Raw genomic sequence first — 24828 nt, 5'->3', positions numbered from 1 at the left:
TGGGCGGTGCGCGGCGGCTGCCGGGCGGTGCTCGGCGGTGCTGGGCGGTGCGGAGCGCGGCGTCGGCGCCCGTAGCCTTGGGCGTGAATTCCCGAAGACCAGCCTGACCGCTCGGAGGCGACTCACCCGTGAACGTGTTTCTGTGGATCCTGCAGGTCCTGCTCGCCGGGCTCTTCGCCGGCGCGGGGCTGACCAAGCTGACCCAACCCAAGGAGAAGCTGCTCGACCGGATGAGCTGGGTCAGGAACGTGCCCCCCAGCCAGGTCAAGGCCCTCGGCGCGGCCGAGGTGCTGGCCGCGGTCGGGCTGGTCCTACCCGGCCTCACCGGCATCGCCACGGTGCTCACCCCGCTGGCCGCCGTCGGGCTGGCGATCGTGATGGTCGGCGCGATCGTGGTGCACCTGCGAGCCAAGGAGCACCCGGTCACCGCGATGACCGTCGTGCTGCTGATCCTGTCGGCGGTCGTCGCCTGGGGCCGCTTCGGGCCGTACCCGCTCTGACGGGGCGACCGCCCAGCCACCGGCCGCACCGCCCCCCGAACTGGCTGCCCGTCGGTTCGGGGGGTGTGAGCGGGGTGCCCCTCTCTACCGGAAGCGATAAGAGGGGGCCCTTCCTTACACCATCAGCGGGTTTCGGCGCCGCGGTCGCGGCGGACGGTCGTCTTGCGGCCCTTGATGGTGCTGCCGCGTAGTCCGGCGATCACCTCGTCGGCCACCGCGTTCGGCACCTCCACCAGCGAGAACCGGTCGGCGATCTCGATCGAGCCGATGTCACGTCCGTTGATCCCGGTCTCGCCGGTGATCGCCCCGACGAGGTCCTGCGGGCGTACCCCGGCCCGCCGGCCCAACCCGATGAACACCTGCGTGGTGGCACCCCCCGAGCGGGCCCGGGAGCCACGGCGGTCACCGCCGCGCGGGTCACCGCCGGAGCGGCTCTCCCGTTGCGGGCGGACCGCTACCTGCGGGATCTCCTCCTGGTCCTCGTCGGAGCCCGGCGAGGCGGCCTCGTGGGCCAGCTTCACCGCGGCGAGGGCCACCTCCATCAGGTCGAACTCGTCGGACAACGACTCCACGATCACCCGGAACGGGTCCAGGTCGTCCTCCAGCAGCGACTCCCGCAGCGCCGCCTGGGTCAGCTCCAACCGCCGGGTACGCAGGTCCGCCGCCGTGGGGATCTTGTCGATGACGATGCGCTGCCCGGTGACCCGCTCGATGGTCTTGAGCATGCGGTGCTCGCGCGGCTCAGCCAGGGTGATCGCCACCCCCTCCCGGCCGGCCCGTCCCACCCGACCGATGCGGTGCACGTACGACTCCGGGGCTGACGGCACGTCGTAGTTGACCACGTGGGTGAGTTGCTCGACGTCCAGCCCCCGGGCCGCCACGTCGGTGGCCACCAGCAGGTCGGCCGTGCCGGCGCGCAGTCGACCCATCACCCGGTCCCGCTGCTCCTGGCTCATCCCGCCGTGCAGCGCCTCGGCCCGGTAGCCGCGCCCGTTCATCGTCTCGGTGAGCCGGTCCACCTCCTCACGGCTGCGGCAGAACACGATCGCCGCGGTCGGTGACTCCACGTCCAGCACCCGGCCCAGGGCCGCCGGCTTGTGTGCCCGGGCGACCAGGTACGCGCTCTGGCGTACCAGGGGCGCCTCGCCGGCCATCGGCTGTTGCCGGCCGATCTGGATGCGTACCGGGTCGGTCAGGTGCTGGCGGGCCATCCCGTCGATCCTCGACGGCATGGTGGCCGAGAAGAGCACGGTCTGCCTCTGCGCCGGGGCGTGCTCCAGGATCGCCTCGATGTCCTCGGCGAAGCCCATGTCGAGCATCTCGTCGGCCTCGTCCAGCACCACCGTGGCCAGGCCACCCAGGCGCAGGGTGCCCCGGGCGATGTGGTCCAGCGCCCGACCCGGGGTGGCCACCACCACGTCGACGCCCAGGTCCAGGGCGCGCAGCTGCCGGCCGATCGGCTGGCCGCCGTAGATCGGCAGCACCCGGGTGCCGAGGTCCTTGCCGTACCGGTGGAAGGCCTCGGAGACCTGCACGGCCAGCTCCCGGGTGGGCACCAGCACCAGCGCCACCGGCCCGGCGTTCGAGCCGCCCGTGGCCATCCGCTGCAGCAGCGGCAGCGCGAACGCGGCGGTCTTGCCCGTGCCGGTGGCCGCCTGGCCCAGCAGGTCACGGCCGGCGAGCAGAGGCGGGATGGCCTCCCGCTGGATCGGTGTCGGCTCCTCGTAGCCGAGCGCGGCGAGCGCGCCGAGCAGCTCGGCGCGTAGCCCGAGATCCGCGAAGGCGTTCGCCTCCTCGGAGTCGCCGGAGATGGTGGATTCGGTCGGCACGGGTGCGGAACTCATGGGTAAAGCTTTTCATCACCCCTCGCGGCCGGTTGCGGCGACCGGCCAAACACCGTCCGGGGGCCTGCCGGACCCGGTCGGCCGGTGCCGTTCGTCGTTACGGAGACCTTTGGAGGTACCGGGAAGCTTTCTCGCACTTTGCTGCTTTTTGTGGGCATATCGTGGCCAGCATCGAGTCCGCACCGTGGCGTACCGGGACAGGGGGGTCGACCATGCGAGTGCCGAGCCGAAGCCACGGCCCCCGGCCCACTCCGGGCCCCTGCGCCCCGACCGACCTCGCCGGCTACCGGGACGCCGTGGCGGAGCTGAGCACCGAACTGGGCGCCCTGGCCGACGCCATGTCAGGTGCGGCCCGGCAGCGGCTGCTCGACGAACGGCTCCGCCGACCCGACCTGGCCACGGTGCTCGACGCCACCCCGCAGGGCCTGGTCGGCACCCGGGAGACCCTGTTGCTGGAGCTGGCCCGACAACGTCCGGAGGCCGACCTGAGCGGGCTGGCCGGACTGGTCCGTGGCCACCTGCTCTCCCGGATCGACGCCGTGTGGTGGGCCGACGTGGCGGCCTTCGCCACCGACACCGCCGTGCACACCAGTCCGGAGCTGGTCGACCTGGAGTGGCTGCGCCGTCGGGGCCTGATCGGTTTCGGCTACCGGCAACAGCCGGTCTCCCCGCTCGGCCGGGGACTGCGCGCGGCACACCGCGGGCTCCGACCGCACGCCGCGCCCCGGACCGCCGGCCTGCCGTTCCGGCGGGGCCGCCGGGAGATCATCGCGCTGCTCAACGACCTCGCCCGCGAGTTCGCCGCGGGCGCCCCGCCGGGCACCCCGCCGCTCTGGGTAACCGACCTGGCGCACAGCGTCGAGCACCAGCACCGGCTGCGCCGCCTCGGCGCGCCCACCTGGCGCTCCGGCGCGCACAGCCAGGGGTACGCCGTCGACCTGGAACTCGACTGGTTCGCCCGCTTCGGCGCCCGGGACACCCTCGCCGGCATCCTGCGGGCACGGCAGGCCGCCGGCGAGATCAACCTGATCGACCAGGGGTCGGCCTGGCACGTCTGTCTCGCCCCGACCGCCCGCCGCCGCCTGCGCCGCGCCTACGAGGCCGAGATGGGGGTGTAGGGCCCCGGGCGTCAGCCGGTCAGCACCAGCGCGCCGAGGGCGGCCAGGGTGCCGGTGACCGCCACGGTCGCACTGGCCGCCACGAACCGCAGCAGCGGCACCCGTACCCCGGCGGCCCGGCACCGCTCATACCAGAGCAGGGTGGCCAGCGACGCCCACGGTGCCGCCAACGCGCCCACGTTCGTGCCGATCAGCAACGCCAGCAGACGGGTGTGGTCGTCGGCGGCGATCGCCGCCTCCCCGGCCAGGTACGCCGGCAGGTTGTTCACCAGGTTGGCCAGCAGCGCCCCGGTACCACCGGCGCGTACCGTCGCCGCCGCCGAGCCGCCGGCGCCGACCAGGGCGCCCACCACGTCGTCCAGACCGGCCCGGCCGAGGGTCTGCACGACCAGGAACAGCCCGGTCACCAGCAGCAGCAGCCGCCACGGCAGCAGCGCCGGACGCAGGGTGGCCCGGGACCGGACGCCGAAGGCGGCCAGCACCACGGCGGCGGCCACCGCCGAGGCGATCCCGATCTCCACCCCGGTGACGATGCCGGCCACGAAGAGCAGACAGCCCAGCACCGTCATCCGGTACAGCGGGCGGTCGGGAATCACCGGCGAAGCCGGGACGTCGAACCGGCGGGGAGCGGTGCGCCAGTACCAGCACCAGAGCAGGACCGCGGTGACCGCGATCGCGGCGAGCTGCGGGGCCCACATCCGGGACGCGTACGCCAGCGGGGTCAGGTCGAGTCGGTCGGCGGCGAGCAGGTTCGTCAGGTTGGACACCGGCAACAGCAGGCTGGCGGTGTTGGCCAGCCAGACGGTGGTCACCGCCAGCGGCAGGGGCGCCGCCCCGATCCGGCGGGCCAGGGCCAGCAACACCGGGGTGAGCAGCACCGCCGTGGTGTCCAGGTTGAGCAGGACGGTGGTGACCGCAGCGAAGCCGACACAGAGCAGGAAGAGCGTCCGACGGTCACCCCGGGCGGCGATGGCCAGTCGGGTGGCCAGCACGTCGAAGACCCCGGCCGCCGCGGTCAGCTCGGCCAGCACCACCACGGTGGCCAGGAACAGCAGCAGCGGCAGGATCCGCCGCACGGTCGCGGTGGCCTCGGCGTGGGGCAGCAACCCGGACAGCACACACCCGGCGCCGGCGACGGCGAGCACGATCGCCACCAGGTCCAGCGGGTGCGGGCGGACACGACCAGCGGTGGCGGATGGGGTACCGCCGGTGACCTTCACGTCCGACGATCCTTGCAGGTGCCGTCGGACGGCCCGTCGGCGACCCACCGGTGACGGCGTTGACCGCGGCGGACCGCCGGCCGGCGCGGTCGCGGCGGGTGCCCGGCCCCGGGTCACCCGCCGCGCCGACTACCAGCTCAGGTACGTCGGCTGGGTCTGCGCGTTGAACTCGTCGTACCGGGTCAGGTGGGCCGACCAGGTACGCCAGTCGCGCAGCTCCAGCACGTCAAGTCCCTTCTGGATGTCGCTGGAGTAGATGTACCCGTTGTAGTAGTACGTCGACCAGGCCCCGCCGGTGATCCGCTGGGTCTCCGACAGCGGGCCGCGCTCCCAGAAGGCGATCTCCGTCGGCCGGGTCGAGTCGGTGAAGTCCCAGACCGAGACGCCACCCTGGTACCACGCCTGGACCATGACGTCGCGTCCGAGGACCGGCACCAGCGAGCCGTTGTGGGCCACGCAGTTCTCGGTGTCGGTGTTGACCCGGGGGATCTTGTAGTAGCTGCGGAAGACGAGTTTGCGGGCGTCGCCCCGGCCGGTGAGGTCGTAGATGGCGTTGGCACCCCGCTGTGGCCCGATGGCCTCGTTGCAGGTGGCACCCCCGCCGCCACCCAGCTCGTCGGTGAAGACGACCTTGGTGCCGGCGTTGTTGAACGTGGCCGAGTGCCAGAAGGCGAAGTTCTCGGTGTCCCGGACCCGGTTGATCACCCGGGGGGCCTCCGGCCGGGTGATGTCCAGCAGCACCCCGTCACCCATGCAGGCGCCGGCGGCCAGGTTCTTCGCCGGGTACGCCGTGATGTCGTGGCAGCCGCTGGTCTCGGCGGAGTATCCGCCGGCGGGGTTGCCACCGTCGGGGAAGAGGTTCGGCGTGGCCACCACGGCGGCGTCGGTGGGCGTGCGCAGCGGCACCCGCACGATGGAGATCGAGTCGTGCGGCGGCCGGCAGTCCGGGTAGTCCTCCCGGGGCCGGTACGACGAGACGTAGAGGTAGACCGACCTCCGGTCGCGCGCCGGGACCAGGGTGTGGGTGTGCGAGCCGCAGGCGGTCTCGACGGCCTTGAGGTAGCGCGGGGTGGCCTTGTCGCTGATGTCGAAGATCTTGATGCCCTCCCAGGACTGCGGCTCGGTCGCGGGCAACGGCGCGCTGGCGCAGCTGGCGTCGCTGCGTCCCTCGTCGGTGGAGAGGAAGAGCAGGTCACCGTAGATGGAGATGTCGTTCTGCGAGCCGGGGCAGTGCACCTGGGAGACGATCGTCGGCGCGCTGGGCCGGGCGATGTCGTAGATGACGAAGCCCTGGTAGTTGCCGACGAACGCGTACCGACCCTGGAAGGCGATGTCGGTGCCGAGGGCGGAGGTGGTGTCGAACGGCGCCTGCTTGGGCAGGTTTGCCACCTGGCGCAGGTTGGGGCTGCTGGAGATCTCGTCGACGCCGGGGACGGCCGCCGGTACCGCCGTCGACGCGCCGGTGACCCGGCCCGGGGTGGCGCCGCTGAGCGCGGCACCGCCCGGTGCGGCACTGCCCGGGGTGGCGCCGCCCGGTGCGACGGCGAGCAGGGCGGCCAGCAGGAGCCCGGCGGCGGCCGCGCCGGTCACGCGGAGCTGGCGGAGGCGAGGCGGGGAGGATCTGCTCATCGACGACACCCTTCGATGCGGAGTGTGGCGGTATCGTCACCATATCTATCATAGCCATCGATGTGGTGTCCTCCGCGTTACGGACTGTGCGACACCGGCTCCGTCCGTGGTGGCCCCGACGGGAGGGGTGCGGGTGACCGCTCGACGTACCGGGGCGCTGGTGGCCGTCCTCGCGGTCCTGCTGCTGGTCGCGTTCGTGGCCCTGCGCCGGCCACCGGCACCCGTCGGCACCGCCCCGTCCGGCGCGGCGTCCGGCACGGCGGCCGGCACCCCGCCGTCGGTCAGCCCACCGCCACCGGCCGGCGGGGACCGGCCCGTGATCGTGCCCGGTCTGCCCGGTGGGCCGGCCGCCACGATGGACGGCTCGGCCCTGCGGGACGCGGCGACTCCCCGCTACACCGCGCTGGACGTCTGGTTCGTCCGGATGATGATCCCGCACCACGGCCAGGCCCTGGAGATGGCCGCGCTGGCCCCGCAGCGGGCGGCCGACCCGCGGGTGCGGGCCCTGGCCGAGCGGGTCCGCAGCGCCCAGGGGCCGGAGATCGGGGTGCTGGAGAGCTGGCTGGACGCCCGGGGTCTACCTCGGGAGGTGGCCGGGCACGACCACGCCACGATGCGGGGCATGCAGTCGGCGGCGGCGCTGCGGCGGCTCGCCGACGCCCGGGGCGCGGACTTCGACCGGTTGTTCGTGCAGATGATGGGTGCGCACCACCGGGGGGCCGTCGAGATGGCCCGCGACCTGCTCAGGGTCGGTGTGGACCGGACCCTGCGCGAGTTCGCCGACGCGGTCGTCGCCGAGCAGCGCGTCGAGATCGTCCGGATGGGCGAGCTGCTCGACGACTGATCCGCACGGCGGTCGGCCGTCGGCTGCGCCGTCAATCCTCCTTCCAGCCCAGGTCAGCGCGGTTGGTAGATGATCCACCTCACTTTCAATCCCTATTTAGTAGATAGGTTTTATGGGTTAGCCTCCTCGGTGAGATCGGCCGCCGACCTGCGCCGATCACCGACAGTGACCGGTGCGCCGACGCGCGTACGGGGAACCGGCAGGGAAGGCCAAGCATGTCCGTGGAGCAGCCGTCGCCCGGCGACACCACCTTCGACCTCACCGACGTCGACCGGGCCCGAGCGGACCTGGTCCGCGCCGTCCGTACCCTCTTCGCCGCCGGGGTGATGTCCCACAGCGGGCACGGCAACATCAGCGTCCGGCTCGCCGCCTCCCCGGAGCACGTCGTGCTCAACCGGGGTGACCTGCTGGTCACCCCGGCCGCCGGTGACCCGACCGCCGGGCAGCGGGTGATCAGCTCCGACGTGGTGGTGGTCGACCTCGACGGCCGGGTGGTCCTCGGTGAACCGGGTCGGTTCACCGCCGGCATCACCCGGATGCACACCGAGGTCTACCGGCTGCGTCCGGACGTCGGCGCGATCATCCACACCCACTCGCCGCAGGCCACCGGGTACGCCATCGCGGCCACCCCGTTACCGGCCCGCTACGAGGCACTGATCGTCCACGGGCAGCCGGTGGACGTGCCGGTGGCGCCCTGGGGACCCCGCGGCAGTGCCGAGGCGGTCCAGGGCATCGTCGACACCTTCGCCCGGCACCCGCGTACCCAGGCGGTCCTGCTGGCCAACCACGGCCTGCTGGTGGCCGGCACCGACGCCGGACATGCCGCGCGGCTGGTGGTCGCCATCGAGGAGGCGGCGGTCTCCACCCTGGCCTCGACCGCCCTCGGTGGCCCGGCCGACCTGCCGGCCGCCGCACGGCACGAGAAGCCGCTCGCCTTCTGATCCCCGACCAGACCCCTACCCCTCACCCGTACTGGAGACACCCACCATGAACAGCACCACCGCCCGCCGCCGTACCGCCGGACTGCTCGCCGGCCTGCTCGCCCTGGCGGCCGCCGGCTGCGGGTCGGCCGACGGGGCCGGCGCGACCGCCGCCGCCGACGCCGACGGGGTACGGACCCTGCGGATCGCCTCCTCGCCGCTGTCCCACCTCTCCGCGCTCTACGTGGGGGAGAAGCAGGGCATCTTCGCCAAACACCGGATCGCGCTGGAGTGGGACACCACCAACGCCGACCTGCTCTCGGTCCCGTCGGTGCTGGCCGGCAAGGTCGACATCGCCACCGGTGACCTCACCACGCTGGTCGCCGCCACCTCGCAGGGCCTGGACGTCAAGGCGATCGTGCCCGCCTCGGCCTCCACCGGCCAGCGCGGCGCGGGCAAGGACTACGGCGCCCTGGTGGTCGCCGCCGACAGCGGCATCGACCGGCCCCGGCAGCTCGCCGGGCGGACCGTCTCGGCGAACAGCCTGACCAACATCGCCGCCGCGGCCGCCCGCGAGGCGGTACGCGCCGACGGCGGCGACGAGTCCAGCGTCAAGCTGCTCGAACTGCCCTTCCCCGACGCGCCGGCCGCGCTCGCCGCCGGGAAGGTCGACGCCGCCTGGCTGGTCGAGCCGTTCCTCACCCTGGCCAAGAGCCAGGGGGCGAAGGAGATCGGCTGGGGCTTCAGCGACCTCGCCGACGACCTGACCGTCTCGGCGTACTTCACCTCCGGCGCGTTCGCCGAGAAGAACCCGGAGCTGGTGCGGGACTTCCGCAGCGCGGTACGGGAGTCCTTCGCCCACGCCCGGGACAACGAGGCCGCGGTCCGGGAGATCATCCCCACCTTCACCACCATCAAGCCCGAACTCGCCGCGAAGATCACCATCACCGGTTGGCAGGACGAGGTGAGCGTGGACGCGCTCGACAAGCTCGCCGACTACGCCCTGCGGGACAAGGTGATCACCACCAAGCCCGACCTCTCCGCGCTCGTACTGCCGTGAGTGCCGCGCGTGCCGACCGGCTGCGCGGTCTGCTCGGCGCGGCCGGTCTCGCGGTCGCCTTCGAGGTCGTGCCCCGCGCCGGCCTGGTCTCCGGCGAGCACCTGCCGCCGCTGAGCACCGTCGTCGCCGCACTCGCCGAGCGGGCCGGCGGGCCGCAGCTGTGGCGCACCGTCGGCGCCACCGTCGCAGGGTGGTCGCTCGGACTGCTGCTCGCCGTCGTCGCGGCGGTAGCCGTGGGCCTGGTCGTCGGGTCGATCGACGTGCTGCGGGCCGCCACCGCCTCCACCATCGACTTCCTCCGCCCGATCCCGTCGGTGGTCTTCATCCCGCTGGTGGTGCTGCTCGCCGGTGCCGGCCTCGGCGCCACCCTCTTCCTGGTCGGCTACGCCTGCTTCTGGCTGGTGCTGATCCAGGTGCTCTACGGGGTCCGCGACGTCGATCCGGTCGCCCGCGACGCGGCGCGCTCGGCCGGCCTGGGACGCCTCGCCCAACTGCGCCACCTGGTCTGGCCCACCGTGCTGCCGTACCTGGTCACCGGGTTGCGGCTGGCCGCGTCGGTGGCGTTGGTGCTCACCGTCACCGCCGGTCTGGTGATCGGCTCCCCGGGACTGGGTCGGGAGATCTGGCTCGCCCAGGCCGGTGCCGACATCCCCGGCATGTACGGCCTGATCCTGGTCACCGGGGTCCTCGGCGTCGGCGTGAACGCGCTGGTCCGGCTGGCCGAGCGTCGGCTGCTGCACTGGCACGTCTCGGTACGTCGGGAGGTGGCCACCGGATGACCGCGACACCCTCGGGGCACCCGCTGCGGCACCGGGCCGGTCGGCTGCTGACCGCCCTCGGCCTGCCGGTGTTCCTGGTGGCCCTGTGGTGGGTGGCCAGCGCCGGCAGCACCAACCCGTTCTACCCGCCGCTGTCGACCGTCCTGGATGCCTTCGGGCGGGTCTGGTTCTCCGACCGGTTCCTGCTCGACGTCCTGCCCAGCCTGCGTCGCTTCGCCCTCGGGCTGCTGCTCGCGGTGCTGGTCGGGGTCGGCGCCGGACTGCTCGTCGGCTCCTCGCGGGTGTTGCGCACGCTGCTGGAGCCCGCACTGGCGTTCTTCCGCGCGCTGCCCTCCCCGGTCCTGGTGCCGGTGCTGCTGGTGCTCGTCGGCGTCGGCGACGCCATGAAGATCGCCGTGATCGCGTTCGGCTGCCTCTGGCCGGTGCTGCTCAACACCGTCGACGGGGTACGCGGCACCGACCAGCTCCAGCTCGACGCCGCCCGGGTCTGCGGGCTGTCCCGCACGGCCACCTTCGGTCACCTGGTGCTGCCCTCGGCGTCCCCGCAGATCGCCGCCGGCATCCGGCAGGCCCTCGGCATCGGGATCATCCTCATGGTGGTCAGCGAGATGGTGGTCAGCACCGACGGCCTCGGCCACGCGGTGGTGCGCTTCCAACGCAGCTTCGCCCTGCCCGAGATGTGGAGTGGAATGATCTTCCTGGGTCTGCTCGGTTTCCTGCTCGCCAAGGCCCTCGAGGTCGTCGAACGCCGGGTGCTGGCCTGGCACCACGGGGTGCGCCGGGCCACCGGGAGCCCGTCGTGACCGCCGCCGGGCCGCTGCTGCGCGTCGACCGGCTGCGCAAGGTCTACCCCTCGTCCACCCGGCCGGTGGTCGCCGTCGACGGGCTCACCCTCGACGTGGCCGCCGGCGAGTTCGTCTGCGTGGTGGGCCCCTCCGGCGGCGGCAAGTCCACCCTGCTCAAGATGGTCTCCGGACTGCTCCCACCGACCGCCGGCCAGGTCCTGCTCGACGGGGTCGCCGTCACCGGACCGGTGCCCGGGCTCGCCGTGGTCTTCCAGGAGTACGGTCGCAGCCTCTACCCGTGGAAGACCGTCCGGGACAACGTGGCCCTGCCGTTGCTGCCCCGCCGGCTGTCCCGCGCGCAGCGGCACCGGCGGGCCGAGGCGGCGCTGACCTCCGTCGGGCTGGCCGACGCCGCCCGCGCCTATCCCTGGCAGCTCTCCGGCGGGATGCAGCAGCGGGTGGCGATCGCCCGGGCGCTCGTCGGCGAACCCCGGGTCCTGCTGATGGACGAGCCGTTCGCCGCGGTCGACGCCCAGACCCGCGCCGACCTGGAGGACCTGGTCCGGGCCCTCTGGCAGCGGCTGGGCATCACCGTGCTGTTCGTCACCCACGACATCGACGAGTCGGTCTACCTCGGTGAGCGGGTGCTCGTGCTCAGCCGGGCGCCGGCCACCATCCGCGCCGACCTCACCGTCGACCTGCCCACCGAGCGCGACCAGCCCACCACCCGCGCCGACGCCCGCTTCGCCGCGCTGCGCAGCGAGGTGTTCCGGCTCGTCGCCGCGGAGAGCGTACCCGAACCAGGAGAACCCCGATGAGCCTCGACGTGCCCGCCCCGATCCGGATCGGCGACGTCACCATCCACCCGCTGGTCGAGGAGCCCCGCTACCTCGCCGCGCCCCACGTGTTCTTCCCGCAGCTCGACGAGGACCCCCAACCGGCCGACGCGTGGTACCTGCAGCCACCGCACGTGGACGCCGCCACCGGGCAGATCGTGCTCAACATCCAGCCCCTGCTGGTGCTGACCGGCGACCGGGTGATCCTGCTGGACACCGGTGGCGGCAACGGCAAGGTCCGCACCTCGCCCGGCTTCCACCTGCGACAACGGCCCTTCTGGGACAACTTCTCCCGGCTCGGCCTGACCCCCGACGACGTCGACACCGTCGTCCTGACCCACCTGCACGTCGACCACGTCGGCTTCGCCACCACCGCCGACGGCGACGGCTGGGTGCCGTCCTTCCGCAACGCCCGCTACCTGCTGACCCGACAGGAGTTCGACTTCTGGACCGGCCCCGGCGGGCGGGCGGGCCTGGAGCGCACCGGCGACTACGTCGCCGACAGCGTCCTGCCGCTGCACACCGCCGGAGTCCTCGACTTCGTCGCCCCCGACCTCACCCTCACCCCCGAGGTACGCCTCGTGCCGGCCTTCGGGCACACCCCGGGCAACCTCTTCGTCGAGATCGCCTCGCGGGGCGAACGGGCCGTCTACGCCGGCGACGGCATCCACCACGCCGTGCAGCTGGCCCACCCGGAGTGGAGCACCCGGTACTGTGTGGACGGCCACGGGTCCGCCGCGCAGCGTCGGGCGCTGCTCGACTCGATCGCCGACACCGCGACGATCCTCATCCCCGCCCACTTCCCGGTCCCCACCGCCGGCCGGGTCGTCCGCGACGGCGACGCCTTCCGGTACGTGTTCCACACCGATGGCTGAGACCGGGACCGGACCGGTGCCGGTTGTCGACTTCCACAGCCACCACGTGGCCCCGGGCGTACCGGCCGTGGTGCCGGTCGGCGCCGGCGACGAGTTGCGCCGTTCCTGGCGGCGGGTGGCCCGGGCCGTCGGCGACGTCGGGGCGACGCTTACCGGGATGGACCGCCTCGGCATCACCCGCCGGGTGCTCAGCGCCCCACCGGCGATGGTCACCCCCGACGGTACGACGATCACCCCGCGGACCGTCGGCGTGCTCAACGACCACCTGGCCGAGGTGGTCGCCGCGAACCCCGACCGGTTCGCCGGGTTGGCCACCGTCGACGCCTACGCCGGACGGGCCGGGGCCCGTACCGTGGCCGACGCCGTCGCCGCCGGGCTCGGCGGGATCGTGGTCGACTGCGCCCACCAGGGCCGCTACCTGGACGATCCGCGGTGCCGGCCCACCCTGGAGGCCGCCGCCGAGGCCGGGCTGGTGGTCTTCGTCCACCCGGTCAGCCCCGCCGCGCTCGCCGCCGACCTGCGCCCGCTCGGCCGCCCCGGCACCTCCCTGGCCCGGGGTACGGCCGTCTCGGCGAGCCTGCTGGCGCTGCTGGGGGCCGGCACCCTCGACGCGGTACCCGGTCTACGGGTGGTCTTCCCGATGCTCGGCGCCGCCGGCCTGCACCTGGCGGCCGGCTCCGACGCCGTGGAACGGATCGCCGCCGGGGTCGCGCCGACGGAGCGCTGGCACGTGTACGTCGACACGATGGGCTTCGCCCCGGCGGCGATCCGGTTCGCCGTGGAGCTGCTCGGCGCGGATCACGTGGTGGCCGGCAGTGACTGGCCGGTGCCCGACCGCCCGGCCGACCGTACCCGGGTCGTCGACGCCCTCACCCGCGCCGGCCTCACCACGGCGCAACACCACCAGATCACCCACCGGACGGCAGCCGCCCTGCTCCGCCGGCATCCGGTCGGCCCGGCGGTGACCGAGCCGAAACGGTCCTCCACTCGTTGAACCAGCGTGGAACAGGTGGCGCCAGGCAGCGGGCGGTCCGGGTGCGGACTGACCCAGCTGCCTAGGACGCTCTGCGCGCTGTGCCCGGTACGACAGCTGATCCGATGGTCCGGTCGTGACTGACCTGGTCCGCCGCATGGTGCGGACACCCGGGGCGGTGCTGCGGATGCATCGTCGGGGCGGGATGCCGGCGGTGCGTACCGCGCTCTGGGCCGTCCGGTCGGTGCGGCTGGTCCGGCGGCAGCTCGTCCGCCGGACGATGGCCGAGGTCCACCTGCCGGCGCCGCCGCCCGGAGCCGCCGGGCAGCGGACGGTGCTGCTCGGCGCGCTGCGTCGCAGCGAGGCCAACTGCCTGGAGCGGTCGCTGGTCCTGCAACGCTGGTACGGCGGTCAGCGCATCGCCCGTACGGTGGTGATCGGGGTGACCGCGCCGAGCACGGGCTTCCACGCCCACGCCTGGCTGGACGGGGAACCCGACGGCGAGGCGGCGGCGATGACCGAGATCCTGCGCCGCCCCGCCCCGCCGGCCTGGCTCGCCGCCGCCGGGGAACCCTGACCGGGCGGTAGGCGCCCGATCAGCCCCGGTCCGGGTTCGGTCATCGGTGGCCGGTCAGGACGAGATCCTGCTGGCGTGGGCCCCGGTGGGCCCGGTGGTGGGAGGCGATCACGCAGGTCGTCCCGGTGCGATGGGCCAGGGCCTGCCAGAGCCGTTCGCGGGACCCCTCGTCCAGCGACCGGTCGGGCTCGTCGAGGATCAGCAGGGCGGGTTCGCCCAACAGGGCCCGGGCGATGCTCACCCGGGCCCGCATGCCGGCCGAACAGCGCCCCGCCGGGACGGTGGCGTAACCGGTGATGTCCAGCTCCTCCTCCACCCGGGCCACCGCGGTGCGGGCCGCCCGCCAGGGCAACCGGAGCCGAGCCACCAGGGCGAGGTTGTCCCGGGCGGTGAGCGTGCCGTAGAGACCCTGTTCCGGGGCGAGGCAGACACCGGTGAGCCGCCGGGCGGCCAACGATCCGACCGGGTGACCGGCGACGGTGGCCCGCCCGGCGCTCAGCGCGAGCGTCCCGGACAGACACCGCAGCAGGGTGGTCTTGCCGGCCCCGTTCGGCCCGCTCAGGAACAGTTGGGTGCCGGCCGGCACCGACAGGTCGAGCCCGTCGAACACCCACCGGCGGCCGAAACGTCGGGCGGCCTGCCGCAGATCGAGCATGAGCTGACGCCTCCGGTGCCGGTGCGGGGGTTCAGAGCCGCTCGACCGTCGGGCCGTGGCAGCGGTTGCGGGTGTCGAAGACGTACCGGGCGTGCCGGGTGACCAGGTCGTAGTCGATGCTGTCGTGGTCGGTGACCACCACCACCGCGTCGGCCTGGCGCAGCTCCTGCTCGGTCAGCTCCACCACGACCACCCCGTCGGGCAGCAGGTGCGCCTCGGCGTACGGCTCCACCGCGTGCACCTGCGCGCCGAGCGCCCGCAGCCGGCGGGCCACCTCGACGGCGGGGGAGTCGCGCAGGTCACCCGTGTTCTTCTTGTACGCCAACCCGAGCAGCAGCAGCCGGGCTCCGCTGACCGCCCGGCCGGTCCGGTTCAGTCCGGTCATCACCCGTTGGGCGACGTGCTCGGGCATCTCGTGGTTGATGTCGTTGGCCAGCTCGATGAAGCGGAACTGCCTACCCAGTTTCCGGCGTACCTGCCAGGACAGGTAGCAGGGGTCGATGGGCAGGCAGTGCCCGCCCACCCCCGGGCCGGGCTGGAACGACATGAACCCGAACGGCTTGGTGCCGGCGGCCTCGATGGCCTGCCAGACGTCGACGTCCAGCGGGTGCGACAGCATCGTCAGCTCGTTGATCAGCGCGATGTTCACCTGCCGGAAGGTGTTCTCGATCAGCTTGGTCAGCTCGGCCACCCGGGTGGAGCCCACCGGCACGGTGCGCTCCACCAGCCGCCGGTAGAACTCGTCCACCCGGTGCAGCGCCGCGTCGTCGAGGCCGGAGACCACCTTCGGGGTGTTCTCCAGCCGCCACACCGGGTTGCCCGGGTCGATGCGCTCCGGGCTGTAGCCGAGGTGGAAGTCGCCGGGGCTGTGCAGCCCGCTGGCTGTCTCCAGCAGTGGACGCAGCAGTTCGTCGGTGGTGCCGGGGTACGTCGTCGACTCCAGCACCACGGTGCAGCCGCGTCGGACGTACGGGCCGATGCCGAGGCCTGCCTGTTCCACGAAGCTCAGGTCCGGGGTGCCGTCGCGCAGCGGCGTCGGCACGGTGATCACGCAGATGTCGAAGCCCTCGGCGTCGGCGTACTCGGTGCTCGGGTGGTACCGGCCGCTGGACAGCGCCCGGCCCAGCCGGTCGGCACCGACGTCCTCGACGAACGACTCGCCGACGGTGAGCCGCTTGATCCGACCGGCGTCGACGTCGAGGCCCACCACGTCCAACCCCGCCTCGACGGCCCGCATGGCCAGGGGCAGGCCCACGTAGCCCTGGCCGATGACGACCAGCTTGTCCGCGTTCATCCGAGCCCTCCGGCAGCAGGAGTGAAGCATCCTGCTTTTCACACTAGAGCGGCGTCGATGATCCTATGTCGGTTTTGGGGTTATTGAGGCTGGTGGGGTGGTCACTCGCCCCCGCCGGAGCCCGCACCGGAGTCGTTGGTCGGCGGCGGATCGTTGGTCGGCGGTGTCGTGGACGGTGCCGGCGGCTCCTCGGTCGGGGCCGGCGGAGGCGACGACGGCGCCGACGAGCTGGTCGGCGGGCGGGTGGGGAGCTGGCTCGGCTCCGGCTCCGGCTCCGCCGACGGGCTGGGCTCGGCCGACGGGCTGGGCTCGGCTGATTCCCGGCCGGTCGGCTCGGCGGGCCGGACCGGCCGGTCCCCGCCGGTGGTGGGCGCCTGGGTGGCGGTGCTCTGCTCCGGCGCGCTGCTGGGCACCACGGCGGGTGCGGTGTCCTGGATCTCCACCCCGCGGGGCGACTCGTCGCGGTTGCCGCCGGTCGCGCCCAGTGCCGCGCCGAGCGCACCCAGCGCGACCAGGACGGCCACGGCCGCGCCGATCAGGGTGCCCCGGCGGCTGTGGGCGCCACCGGTGGCCACCGCCGCGCCGACCGGGCGTTCGGCCCGGGTGCCCGGCCCGGTGGAACCCCGCAGCCGCACCGGTGCCGCGACCACCGCCGTGGCCGCCGCGTCGCCGGCCAACGCGGCCCGGGCCGCCTCGGCCATCTGGGCGCCGGTGTCGAACCGGTCCGCCGGGTCCTTGGCCAGGGCCCGGGTCACCAGCGCGCGGACCGCCGCCGGGATCTCCTCGGGCAGCGGAGGTGGCTCGTCGTCGAGGTGCCGCACGGCCACCTGGAGCGGGTTGTCGCCGGTGAACGGCGGGCCGCCGGTGAGGCAGCAGTAGGCGACGGCGCCGAGGGCGTAGATGTCGGTCGCGCCGGTGACCGGCCGGCCCGCCGCCTGCTCGGGGGCCATGTACAGGGCGGTGCCGGGCACCGCGTTGGTGCTGGTGATGCTGGTCACGTTGGTCGAGCGGGCCACTCCGAAGTCGACGAGCACGACCGTGCCGTCGGCCTGGACCAGCAGGTTGCTCGGCTTGACGTCGCGGTGCACGATCCCGCCGTTGTGCGCGGCGTGCAGGGCCTGGCCGGCCTGGCTGACCACCGACATCGTCTCGGCGACGTCGAGTCGACCGGCGGCCTCGATCCGCTTGGACAACGGCTGGCCCTCGACGAACTCCATCACCAGGTAGTCGGCCCGGCCACCGTCGTCGAGCCGGTCCTCGCCGACGTCGTAGACCTGCACGATGCCGGGGTGGCGCAACGCGGCCATGATCCGGGCCTCGGCCCGGAACCGGGCGATGAAGTCCGGGTCGGACACCAGCGCGGGCAGCAGGACCTTGACCGCGACCTGCCGGCCGAGCACCACGTCCGTCGCGAGCCAGACATCACCCATACCGCCGGTGGCGACGCGTTCGTCCAGCCGGTAGCGACCGCTGAGTACGACCTCCGAAGACAACACGGCCCTACGGTACCCACAGCGGCTGACGGCGGCGCACCCGCAAGGGTGGCCGCCGACGTCTGTCGGTGCGCCTGCGGTGCCGACCTTACCGAACGATACCGCCCGGCGGGTGACGAACCGACGGCACAGGGTGATCCGACCTGTCCATCGGGCGGCCGTGCGCCGAGCCGCCGGCCCACGGCAACCGCCGATGGCGTCCCCGGCGGACCTGGTGTTACGTTGACTCGCCGCGCAGCCGGCTGGATATTTGTCACTCTCATCCGGAGCCATGCCACCTTGTCCGTTCAGCGATCCGCTCCTACCGTTGGCCCGACCCGGGCCCACCGAGGACGCGGTGGCACGACCGGATCCGACGGGCACCCGCCCCGGCAGACGCCCGGCACACCGCCGCCCGGTCCGCACGGTGCCGGGCACGACCAGGGCAGCGGGGGGCTGATGGTGGGGAAGTGGGCCCGGACACCGGGTCGATTCGACGCGGGACGGGCGGCCGGATCCGGCCCGGACCGCCGAGTCGCCGGATCCGGCCCGGACCGCCGGGCGGCGGGACCGGACCGGTCATGAGCGCCGAGCTCACCGAGGCGGTCCTCGCCGCCCAGGCCGGCGACGAGGAGGCGTTCCGTTTCCTGTACCGCAGCCTGCAACCCGGACTGTTGAGGTACCTCACCGCGCTGGTCGGCGCCGACGCCGAGGACGTCGCCTCGGAGACCTGGCTGCAGGTCTCCCGCGACCTGCCCGGTTTCGCCGGCGGCGAGTTCCGCGCCTGGACCGTCACCATCGCCCGCAACCGCGCCCTGGACCATCTTCGCCGGCAACGCCGCCGCCCCTCCCTGCCGGTGCCGGTGCACGCGCTGACCGACCTGGCCGACGACGCCGACACCGAGCAACGCGTCGGTGAGACCCTCGGCACCGAGAACGCGCTGGCGCTGATCGCCACCCTGCCGCCCCGCGAGGCCGAGGCGGTGCTGCTACGGGCGGTGGTCGGCCTGGACGCCGAGACCGCCGGCCGGGTCCTCGGCCGGCGTCCGGGGGCGGTGCGCACCGCCGCCCACCGCGGGCTGCGTCGCCTCGCCGCCCTGCTGCAACGATCCGAGCCGGCCTCCCCACCAGCTCCCAGCCCGCGGGCGCTGCCGGGCCCACGTACCGCTTCCCGGCCGCGACCGGAGGCCTCCCGGGCCGAGTCGGCGGACGGTTGACGTGAGGGGAGACTGGATGAACGGTGGCCGGTCTGACCGGTCCGGCCGGCCCGCGAGCCGGTCCGAGACCGACCGGCTGCTCGACGCCGCCCGGGCCGGGGACCCACCGCGCCCCGGTGACCCACTGGCCGGGTTGCTGTCCGCGGCAGCGGCCCCGGCCCGTCCCGACGAGCTGACCGGGGAGGATGCCGCGCTCGCGGCCTTCCGTGCCGCCCGCGATGCCGCCCCGGTCGCCACGGGTCCTCGCCGCCGGACCCGCCGGGTCGGGATCGTGGCCTGGCTCGCCGCGCTCGCCGCGACCGCGACGGCGGGGGTGGCTGTCGCGGCGGCCACCATCGACCGCCGCGACGACCCACCGGTACCGCCGCCCCGTCCGAGCGCCCCGGTCTCGGAGCCCGCCTCCGCACCGTCGACGGCGGGCCAGGAGGGTGAACCCACCCCGAGCCGCCCTCCGGCGTCCCCGACCCCCTCGCCGTCGCCGACCCCCGCGCCCAGCCGGACCGACTCGCCCACCCCGACCGGGTCGGTGACCCCCGGTAACGTCGGCCAGCTGCGCGGTCACTGCAACGCCTACCTGTCCAAGAAACCCGCGCAACGGCAACGGGCGCTGCAGAGCCCCGGCTTCGCCGGCCTGGTGACGGCCGCCGGCGGCGCCGACCGGGTCGAGGAGTACTGCCGGGCGCTGACCTCGACCAGCCCCGCGGCCCCCTCGGCGGATAGCCCGTCCGCGACCCGGTCCGCGTCGGCGAGCCCCTCTCCCACCCGCTCGGCGTCGGCCGACGACTGAGCTGCGGCCGCGGACCCCACGGCGCCCGGATCGGCGGCGCCCGGATCGGCGGCGCCCGGATCGGCGGCGCGCGGGCCTGCGGCGCACCGACCGGGCGGACCGCGGCGGAGAAAAAGGTTCGGCTCGGGTCAGCGGAATTCTTCTGCTAGACAGAAGATGGTGGGGCCATGACCACTCCGGTCGGCAACGGTCGGTGAGGTCGGACCAGCGCTGGGGAGGAGGGCCCGCTCGTGGTGATGTCACCCGGGTTGGACCGCACGACGGTGATCCGGCAGGTGGAGGCCGCCGCCGGGCACATCGGCCGGATCTGTTTCAAGACCGGGCCACCGAGATTCACCGGTGTCGAACTGGAATGGACCGTGCACGACGCCGCCGACCCCACCCGCCCGGTCGACCGGGAGCGGCTACGGGCGGCACTGGGGGGCCACAGCCCCGTCACCATCCATCCGACCAGCCCCGCCCAACAGCTCCGGCACGGCAGCACCGTGACCGTCGAGCCGGGCGGGCAGCTTGAGATATCCACCGCGCCACAGGACTCGGTCGGCGCGCTGATCACCGCCACGGACGCCGACATCGACCAGGTGCGTGGCCTGCTCGCCGCCGCCGGGTTGATGCTCGGTGACACCGGCATCGACCCGTACCGACCACCCCGCCCGGTCGTCGAGACACCCCGCTACCGGGCCATGCGCTGCGTCTTCGACCGCCACGGCCCGCACGGGGCCACCATGATGTACAGCACCGCCGGCCTGCAGGTCTGCCTGGACGCGGGCGAGCCGGCGGAGCTGGGCGACCGGTGGGCCGCGGCGCACGCCGTGGGGCCGCCGCTGCTGGCCGCCTTCGCCACCGCCGGTGACCACGCCGGCCGGCGCACCGGGTGGGCGTCGGCCCGGATGGCCGCCTGGCTGGGCATCGACCCGGCCCGGACCCGGCCGGCCTGGACACCTGACGACCCGCGACCGGACCCGGTGGCGGACTGGACCGGGTACGCCCTCGGCGCACCCCTGCTCTGCCTCCGGCACGACGGCCCCGACTGGACACCCCCCGCGGGGGTCACCTTCGCCGACTGGATCGACGGCGCGTTGCCGCAGCCACCCACCACCGACGACCTGGAGTACCACCTGAGCACCCTGTTCCCACCGGTGCGCCCCCGTGGCTACCTGGAGCTGCGGTACCTGGACACCCAGCCGGGCCCGGACTGGCAGGTGCCGGCGACGGTGCTGGCCGCGCTCTTCGCCGATCCGGCCACGGTCCGCGCCGCCCGGGTCGCCGGCGCCGCGGTGGCCGACCGTTGGCACGCCGCCGCCCGGTACGGCCTGCGTGACCGGCCACTGGCCCGGGCGGCGACCGCCCTGTTCGACCTGGCCCTGACGGCCCTGCCCCGGCTGGACCTGCCGGCGGCGCTGCACCAGCGGATGCAACGAGCGATCCAGCGGCGGCACACCGTCGCGGAGAGGGGACCCCGGTGACCGAGACGACGACCACCGCCGACCTGGACGTCGCGCGGCTGCGTGACCGCATCGCCGCGGAACTGGACCGCACCCGGGCCCGGACCGTGCTGCTGACCAGCGCCGTCGACGACGACGAGCTGACCCGGCAGCACTCGCCGCTGATGTCCCCACTGGTCTGGGACCTCGCCCACGTGGGCAACCAGGAGGAGCTCTGGCTGGTCCGGGACGTGGGCGGCCGGGAGCCGGTCCGGTGTGACATCGACGAGTTGTACGACGCGTTCAAACAGCCCCGCCGGGACCGGCCCCGCCTGCCGCTGCTGGCCCCCACCGAGGCCCGCGCCTACCTGGGTACCGTCCGGGACAAGGTCCTCGACCTGCTGGACGGGATCCGGTTCACCGACCGTCCGTTGGTCACCGACGGGTTCGCCTTCGGCATGATCGTGCAGCACGAGCAGCAGCACGACGAGACCATGCTCGCCACCCACCAGCTGCGCGCCGGAGCACCGGCGTTGACCGCGCCGCCGCCACCGCAGCCGCGGGTCCGGGTCGCCGACGAGGTGCTGGTGCCCGCCGGGCCGTTCACCATGGGTACCAGCACCGACGCCTGGGCGTTGGACAACGAACGCCCCGCGCACCGCGTCGACCTGCCCGCGTACGTCATCGACGCCGCGCCGGTGACCAACGGGGCGTACCGGGCGTTCATCGCCGACGGCGGGTACGACGACCCCCGTTGGTGGAGCGAGGCCGGCTGGCAGCACCGTCACGAGGCGGGCTTGACCGCCCCGTTGCACTGGCGGCCCGACGGCAGCGGGTGGGCGTACCGACGCTTCGGCCGGTGGTCGCCGGTGCGCGACGACGAGCCGGTGGTGCACGTCAGCTTCCACGAGGCGCAGGCCTACGCCACCTGGGCCGGCAAGCGGCTGCCCACCGAGGCCGAATGGGAGAAGGCGGCCCGGTGGGACCCGGCGACCGGGCGTTCCCGCCGTTGGCCCTGGGGCGACGCCGACCCGACCACCGAGCACGCCAACCTGGGGCAGCGGCACCTGTGGCCGGCGCCGGTGGGTGCCTACCCGGCCGGCGCCTCGCCGCTGGGCGTGCACCAGCTGATCGGCGACGTCTGGGAGTGGACCGCCTCGACCTTCCGGGGGTATCCGGGCTTCGCCGCCTTCCCGTACCAGGAATACTCGCAGGTGTTCTTCGGACCGGACCACCGGGTGCTGCGGGGTGGTTCGTTCGGCACCGACCGGGCGGCCTGCCGGGGCACCTTCCGCAACTGGGACTACCCGATCCGACGGCAGATCTTCAGCGGTTTCCGGTGTGCCCGGGACGCCACGGACGCCGAGGTGCGCGGGTGAGCGGCGGTCCGCGCTGATGTGCCGGCACCTGGCGTACCTGGGTCCGCCGGTGACCCTGCGGGCGTTGCTGTACGACCCGCCGCACTCCCTGCTGCGCCAGTCCTGGGCACCCCGGGACATGCGCGGCGGCGGGACGGTCAACGCCGACGGGTTCGGCGTCGGCTGGTACCCGACGGCGTCGGCCGGCACCGCGGCGCTGCGCTACCGGCGGGCGCAGCCGTTCTGGACCGACACCACGTTGGCGGAGTTGGCCGCGGTGACCACGGCCGGTGGGGTGCTGGCCGCGGTCCGGTCGGCGACCGTCGGCATGCCGGTGCTGGAGACCGCCGCCGCCCCGTTCGCCGACGGACCCTGGTTGTTCAGCCACAACGGGGTGGTCCGGGGGTGGCCGGACTCGGTGGCCGGGTTGGCCGGTGACCTGCCGGTGACCGACCTGCTGACGCTGGACGCCCCGACCGACGCCGCCCTGCTCTGGGCGCTGGTCCGGCACCGACTGCGTGCCGGCGAGGAGCCGGCGCGGGCGGTGGCCGACACGGTGGCCGCCGTCGCGGCGGCGGCGCCGGGGTCCCGGCTGAACCTGTTGTTGACCGACGGGCGGCAGGTGGTGGCCAGTGTGGCCGGCCACGCGCTGTCGGTACGGGCCGGCGACGGCGCGGTGCTGCTGGCCTCGGAACCCACCGATGACGAGCCCGGCTGGCGCGGTGTGCCGGACGGGCAACTGGTGCTGGCCACCGCGGGCGGGGTGCGTTTCCGGGCCCTGCCGGCACCGGCGGGCCGACCAACCGACACAGACCACACGGAAGGGGCCGGAGATGAACGCGGAGCCACTGGAGATCTACCTGGAGGAGCGGGACCTCGACCGCGGTCTGCGCCACGACGTGCGGACCGGCCTGACCGCCAGCCCGAAGTGGCTGCCGCCGAAGTGGTTCTACGACGCCCGGGGCAGTGAGCTGTTCGAGGAGATCACCCGGCTGCCCGAGTACTACCCGACCCGGGCCGAACGCACGGTCCTGCAGCGGCGGGCCGCCGAGATCGCCGGGCTGACCGGGGCGAAGACCCTGATCGAGTTGGGTTCGGGATCGTCGGAGAAGACCCGGCTGCTGCTGGACGCGTTCACCCGGCGCGGCGGGTTGGGCACCTTCGTGCCGCTGGACGTCTCGGTAAGCGCGCTGCGGCAGTCCACCGAGCAGATCGCCACCGACTATCCGGGCCTGCGAGTACGCGGCATCGTCGGCGACTTCACCCGGCATCTCGACCGGATGCCCACCGGTGGCCGACGGCTGGTGGTCTTCCTCGGCGGCACCATCGGCAACCTGCTGCCGGCCGAGCGGGCCGCCTTCCTGGCCGCCACCCGGGCCGGCCTGGAGGCCGGGGACTGGCTGCTGATCGGTACCGACCTGGTCAAGGACCCGCAGGTGGTGGTCCCGGCCTACGACGACGCGGCGGGGGTGACGGCCGAGTTCAACCGCAACGTGTTGCGGGTGCTCAACCGGGAACTCGGGGCGGACTTCGAGCCGGAGGCCTTCGACCACGTCGCGCTCTGGGACGCCGAGCGGGAGTGGATCGAGATGCGGTTGCGGGCCCGGCGGGCGATGCGGGTCCGGGTGCTCGACCTGAGCGTCGACTTCGCCGCCGGGGAGGAACTGCGTACCGAGGTGTCGGCGAAGTTCCGTCCGGCGGGCATCGCCGCGGAGCTGACCGGCGCGGGGTTCGCCGCCGAGCAGCACTGGACCGATCCCGAAGGGCTGTTCGGGGTGACTCTCGCCCGGGCGGACTGACTCGCGCCAGGCCCCCGGGGTGACGCCCTTCACCCAGGGGCCTTCTGGCGGGCCGGGGTGGGCTAGGCTGACGGCGCGAAGGGGAGTAGCCCCCAATGTCGTGGTCGACATACTGGCGCGTTCCGCGTCCGGCCACGCGGCCCTGTTCCCAGGGCGGGCGAGACCTTCGACTCAGGCTGTCGCAGCCGGGTCGAGGGCGCCTGTGATCCTCTTCCCGGCCTGGATCGGGAAGGTGTTCCTGTGGAAGGCTTCTTCGTCGCGCTGGTGGTCAGCTTCGGCGTGATCTTCGTCGCGGAGCTGGGGGACAAGTCCCAGCTCATGGCACTGACGTTCGCGACCCGGTTCAAGACGGTGCCGGTGTTGATCGGCATCACCATCGCCACCGCGGTGGTGCACCTGGTCTCGGTGGCCATCGGCTACGGCCTGGGCGCGACCCTGCCCACCGGGTGGATCTCGCTGGTCGCCGGCCTGGCGTTCCTCGGCTTCGGCGCGTGGACCCTGCGCGGAGACAGCCTCACCGAGGAGGAGAAGCGCAAGGCCGAGCGGTCGACCAAGTCCGCCATCGTCACCGTCGGTATCGCCTTCTTCCTGGCCGAGCTGGGTGACAAGACGATGCTGGCCACCATCACCCTGGCCACCCAGTACGGCTGGTTCGGCACCTGGATCGGCTCGACCGTCGGCATGGTCGTCGCGGACGCGTTGGCCATCCTGGTCGGCCGGTTGCTCGGCAGGAAGCTGCCGGAGCGCACCATCAAGTACGGTGCGGCGGCGCTCTTCACCATCTGCGGTCTCTGGCTGATCCTGGAGGCCGTCCGGGAGCTGACCTGAGTTCCGTCGGTGGGGTGCGCCGGCGGCGCACCCC

General features: G+C 73.7%; 23 protein-coding genes and 1 pseudogene. 18 read left to right on the top strand and 6 right to left on the bottom strand.

The annotated features are described in order from the left end of the window. The first annotated feature begins 128 nt into the window (after window positions 1-128). A complete protein-coding gene (locus tag GA0070617_RS16090) occupies window positions 129-500 on the top strand; it encodes a DoxX family protein (protein WP_091438625.1) in 372 nt (123 codons plus the stop codon). Between the two features lie 122 nt (window positions 501-622). Here GA0070617_RS16090 and GA0070617_RS16085 read toward each other — a convergent pair whose 3' ends face one another. Further along, the gene (locus tag GA0070617_RS16085; protein ID WP_091438622.1) at window positions 623-2344 is read right to left on the bottom strand and encodes a DEAD/DEAH box helicase; all 1722 of its coding nucleotides are present in this window, start codon (window positions 2342-2344) and stop codon (window positions 623-625) included. Between the two features lie 212 nt (window positions 2345-2556). On the opposite strand from GA0070617_RS16085, the gene GA0070617_RS16080 reads away from it, so the two are divergent. After that, a complete protein-coding gene (locus GA0070617_RS16080; RefSeq protein WP_091438619.1) occupies window positions 2557-3462 on the top strand; it encodes a hypothetical protein in 906 nt (301 codons plus the stop codon). An 11-nt stretch (window positions 3463-3473) separates the two neighbouring features. Here the strand turns inward: GA0070617_RS16080 and GA0070617_RS16075 are convergent, their stop codons facing one another. Together GA0070617_RS16075 and GA0070617_RS16070 are read right to left on the bottom strand one after the other, a co-directional pair. After that, complete coding sequence (locus tag GA0070617_RS16075; RefSeq protein ID WP_091438616.1) at window positions 3474-4682, bottom strand: SLC13 family permease; 1209 nt, start codon at window positions 4680-4682, stop codon at window positions 3474-3476. Window positions 4683-4811: 129 nt separating this feature from the next. Further along, entirely contained in the window at window positions 4812-6311 is a 1500-nt protein-coding gene (locus GA0070617_RS16070) for an LVIVD repeat-containing protein (protein WP_091438613.1), read from the bottom strand. A 133-nt stretch (window positions 6312-6444) separates the two neighbouring features. Here GA0070617_RS16070 and GA0070617_RS16065 point away from each other — a divergent pair, with 133 nt between their 5' ends. The 9 genes from GA0070617_RS16065 to GA0070617_RS16025 all read left to right on the top strand — a co-directional run bounded on the left by GA0070617_RS16065 (window position 6445) and on the right by GA0070617_RS16025 (window position 13960). Next, window positions 6445-7155: a DUF305 domain-containing protein gene (locus GA0070617_RS16065; protein WP_229688348.1), complete on the top strand. Its 711-nt coding sequence runs from the start codon at window positions 6445-6447 to the stop codon at window positions 7153-7155. Between the two features lie 215 nt (window positions 7156-7370). Continuing rightward, window positions 7371-8096 carry a class II aldolase/adducin family protein gene (locus GA0070617_RS16060; RefSeq protein ID WP_091438611.1) on the top strand — a complete coding sequence of 242 codons (726 nt, stop codon included), beginning with the start codon at window positions 7371-7373 and terminating at the stop codon, window positions 8094-8096. Window positions 8097-8142: 46 nt separating this feature from the next. Beyond that, window positions 8143-9135, top strand: coding sequence for an ABC transporter substrate-binding protein (locus tag GA0070617_RS16055; protein WP_175440556.1), 993 nt, complete (start codon window positions 8143-8145; stop codon window positions 9133-9135). Next, complete coding sequence (locus tag GA0070617_RS16050; RefSeq protein ID WP_091438602.1) at window positions 9132-9914, top strand: ABC transporter permease; 783 nt, start codon at window positions 9132-9134, stop codon at window positions 9912-9914. The genes GA0070617_RS16055 and GA0070617_RS16050 overlap by 4 nt, the downstream gene beginning before the upstream one ends. After that, window positions 9911-10717 carry an ABC transporter permease gene (locus GA0070617_RS16045; protein ID WP_091438597.1) on the top strand — a complete coding sequence of 269 codons (807 nt, stop codon included), beginning with the start codon at window positions 9911-9913 and terminating at the stop codon, window positions 10715-10717. Before GA0070617_RS16050 ends, GA0070617_RS16045 begins: the two co-directional genes overlap by 4 nt. Next, window positions 10714-11517: an ABC transporter ATP-binding protein gene (locus GA0070617_RS16040; RefSeq protein WP_229688349.1), complete on the top strand. Its 804-nt coding sequence runs from the start codon at window positions 10714-10716 to the stop codon at window positions 11515-11517. The genes GA0070617_RS16045 and GA0070617_RS16040 overlap by 4 nt, the downstream gene beginning before the upstream one ends. Further along, complete coding sequence (locus GA0070617_RS16035; protein ID WP_091438593.1) at window positions 11514-12410, top strand: MBL fold metallo-hydrolase; 897 nt, start codon at window positions 11514-11516, stop codon at window positions 12408-12410. The genes GA0070617_RS16040 and GA0070617_RS16035 overlap by 4 nt, the downstream gene beginning before the upstream one ends. Further along, entirely contained in the window at window positions 12403-13404 is a 1002-nt protein-coding gene (locus GA0070617_RS16030; protein ID WP_091438590.1) for an amidohydrolase family protein, read from the top strand. The genes GA0070617_RS16035 and GA0070617_RS16030 overlap by 8 nt, the downstream gene beginning before the upstream one ends. Before the next feature lie 115 nt (window positions 13405-13519). Further along, window positions 13520-13960, top strand: coding sequence for a lasso peptide biosynthesis B2 protein (locus GA0070617_RS16025; RefSeq protein WP_091438587.1), 441 nt, complete (start codon window positions 13520-13522; stop codon window positions 13958-13960). Window positions 13961-14000: 40 nt separating this feature from the next. Here the strand turns inward: GA0070617_RS16025 and GA0070617_RS16020 are convergent, their stop codons facing one another. The 3 genes from GA0070617_RS16020 to GA0070617_RS16010 all read right to left on the bottom strand — a co-directional run bounded on the left by GA0070617_RS16020 (window position 14001) and on the right by GA0070617_RS16010 (window position 17405). Next, window positions 14001-14615 (bottom strand): ABC transporter ATP-binding protein, encoded by a 615-nt coding sequence (locus GA0070617_RS16020; protein ID WP_091438583.1) that lies wholly within the window; start codon window positions 14613-14615, stop codon window positions 14001-14003. A 31-nt stretch (window positions 14616-14646) separates the two neighbouring features. Beyond that, on the bottom strand, window positions 14647-15909 hold the full coding sequence (locus tag GA0070617_RS16015) for a nucleotide sugar dehydrogenase (protein WP_091438580.1): 1263 nt from the start codon (window positions 15907-15909) through the stop codon (window positions 14647-14649). Window positions 15910-16010: 101 nt separating this feature from the next. Then, the gene (locus GA0070617_RS16010; protein ID WP_091438576.1) at window positions 16011-17405 is read right to left on the bottom strand and encodes a serine/threonine-protein kinase; all 1395 of its coding nucleotides are present in this window, start codon (window positions 17403-17405) and stop codon (window positions 16011-16013) included. A 557-nt stretch (window positions 17406-17962) separates the two neighbouring features. Between GA0070617_RS16010 and GA0070617_RS16005 the strand changes: the two genes are divergently transcribed. From GA0070617_RS16005 to GA0070617_RS15975, 7 genes and pseudogenes are all read left to right on the top strand, one after another. Further along, window positions 17963-18598, top strand: coding sequence for an RNA polymerase sigma factor (locus GA0070617_RS16005; RefSeq protein WP_091446502.1), 636 nt, complete (start codon window positions 17963-17965; stop codon window positions 18596-18598). 16 nt (window positions 18599-18614) lie between these two features. Then, window positions 18615-19385 (top strand): hypothetical protein, encoded by a 771-nt coding sequence (locus GA0070617_RS30600; RefSeq protein WP_175440555.1) that lies wholly within the window; start codon window positions 18615-18617, stop codon window positions 19383-19385. A 230-nt stretch (window positions 19386-19615) separates the two neighbouring features. Then, the gene (egtA, locus tag GA0070617_RS15995) at window positions 19616-20851 is read left to right on the top strand and encodes an ergothioneine biosynthesis glutamate--cysteine ligase EgtA (RefSeq protein WP_091438567.1); all 1236 of its coding nucleotides are present in this window, start codon (window positions 19616-19618) and stop codon (window positions 20849-20851) included. Further along, the gene (egtB, locus tag GA0070617_RS15990) at window positions 20848-22188 is read left to right on the top strand and encodes an ergothioneine biosynthesis protein EgtB (protein ID WP_175440554.1); all 1341 of its coding nucleotides are present in this window, start codon (window positions 20848-20850) and stop codon (window positions 22186-22188) included. The genes egtA and egtB overlap by 4 nt, the downstream gene beginning before the upstream one ends. A gap of 16 nt (window positions 22189-22204) precedes the next feature. After that, a pseudogene (gene egtC, locus GA0070617_RS15985) lies at window positions 22205-22954 on the top strand (ergothioneine biosynthesis protein EgtC); the annotation flags it as partial. Window positions 22955-23000: 46 nt separating this feature from the next. After that, window positions 23001-23966 carry an L-histidine N(alpha)-methyltransferase gene (gene egtD, locus GA0070617_RS15980; RefSeq protein ID WP_091438565.1) on the top strand — a complete coding sequence of 322 codons (966 nt, stop codon included), beginning with the start codon at window positions 23001-23003 and terminating at the stop codon, window positions 23964-23966. 240 nt (window positions 23967-24206) lie between these two features. Next, window positions 24207-24794 carry a TMEM165/GDT1 family protein gene (locus GA0070617_RS15975; RefSeq protein ID WP_091438561.1) on the top strand — a complete coding sequence of 196 codons (588 nt, stop codon included), beginning with the start codon at window positions 24207-24209 and terminating at the stop codon, window positions 24792-24794. Window positions 24795-24828: the final 34 nt, after the last annotated feature.

The organism is Micromonospora yangpuensis (genome assembly GCF_900091615.1).
In the GTDB taxonomy this organism is placed as follows: Bacteria; Actinomycetota; Actinomycetes; order Mycobacteriales; family Micromonosporaceae; genus Micromonospora; species Micromonospora yangpuensis.
This window is presented reverse-complemented; position numbering and strand designations above follow the sequence as displayed.

Bases quoted from the DNA above. Each gene is read 5' to 3' on its own strand.
- GA0070617_RS16080 (WP_091438619.1), top strand. From the start codon at position 2,557: ATGCGAGTGCCGAGCCGAAGCCACGGCCCCCGGCCCACTCCGGGCCCC.
- GA0070617_RS16020 (WP_091438583.1), bottom strand. From the start codon at position 14,615: ATGCTCGATCTGCGGCAGGCCGCCCGACGTTTCGGCCGCCGGTGGGTG.
- GA0070617_RS16005 (WP_091446502.1), top strand. From the start codon at position 17,963: ATGAGCGCCGAGCTCACCGAGGCGGTCCTCGCCGCCCAGGCCGGCGAC.
- GA0070617_RS30600 (WP_175440555.1), top strand. From the start codon at position 18,615: ATGAACGGTGGCCGGTCTGACCGGTCCGGCCGGCCCGCGAGCCGGTCC.
- egtD (WP_091438565.1), top strand. From the start codon at position 23,001: ATGAACGCGGAGCCACTGGAGATCTACCTGGAGGAGCGGGACCTCGAC.
- GA0070617_RS16060 (WP_091438611.1), top strand. From the start codon at position 7,371: ATGTCCGTGGAGCAGCCGTCGCCCGGCGACACCACCTTCGACCTCACC.
- GA0070617_RS16030 (WP_091438590.1), top strand. From the start codon at position 12,403: ATGGCTGAGACCGGGACCGGACCGGTGCCGGTTGTCGACTTCCACAGC.
- GA0070617_RS16045 (WP_091438597.1), top strand. From the start codon at position 9,911: ATGACCGCGACACCCTCGGGGCACCCGCTGCGGCACCGGGCCGGTCGG.
- GA0070617_RS16055 (WP_175440556.1), top strand. From the start codon at position 8,143: ATGAACAGCACCACCGCCCGCCGCCGTACCGCCGGACTGCTCGCCGGC.
- GA0070617_RS16070 (WP_091438613.1), bottom strand. From the start codon at position 6,311: ATGAGCAGATCCTCCCCGCCTCGCCTCCGCCAGCTCCGCGTGACCGGC.
- GA0070617_RS16015 (WP_091438580.1), bottom strand. From the start codon at position 15,909: ATGAACGCGGACAAGCTGGTCGTCATCGGCCAGGGCTACGTGGGCCTG.
- GA0070617_RS16085 (WP_091438622.1), bottom strand. From the start codon at position 2,344: ATGAGTTCCGCACCCGTGCCGACCGAATCCACCATCTCCGGCGACTCC.
- GA0070617_RS16035 (WP_091438593.1), top strand. From the start codon at position 11,514: ATGAGCCTCGACGTGCCCGCCCCGATCCGGATCGGCGACGTCACCATC.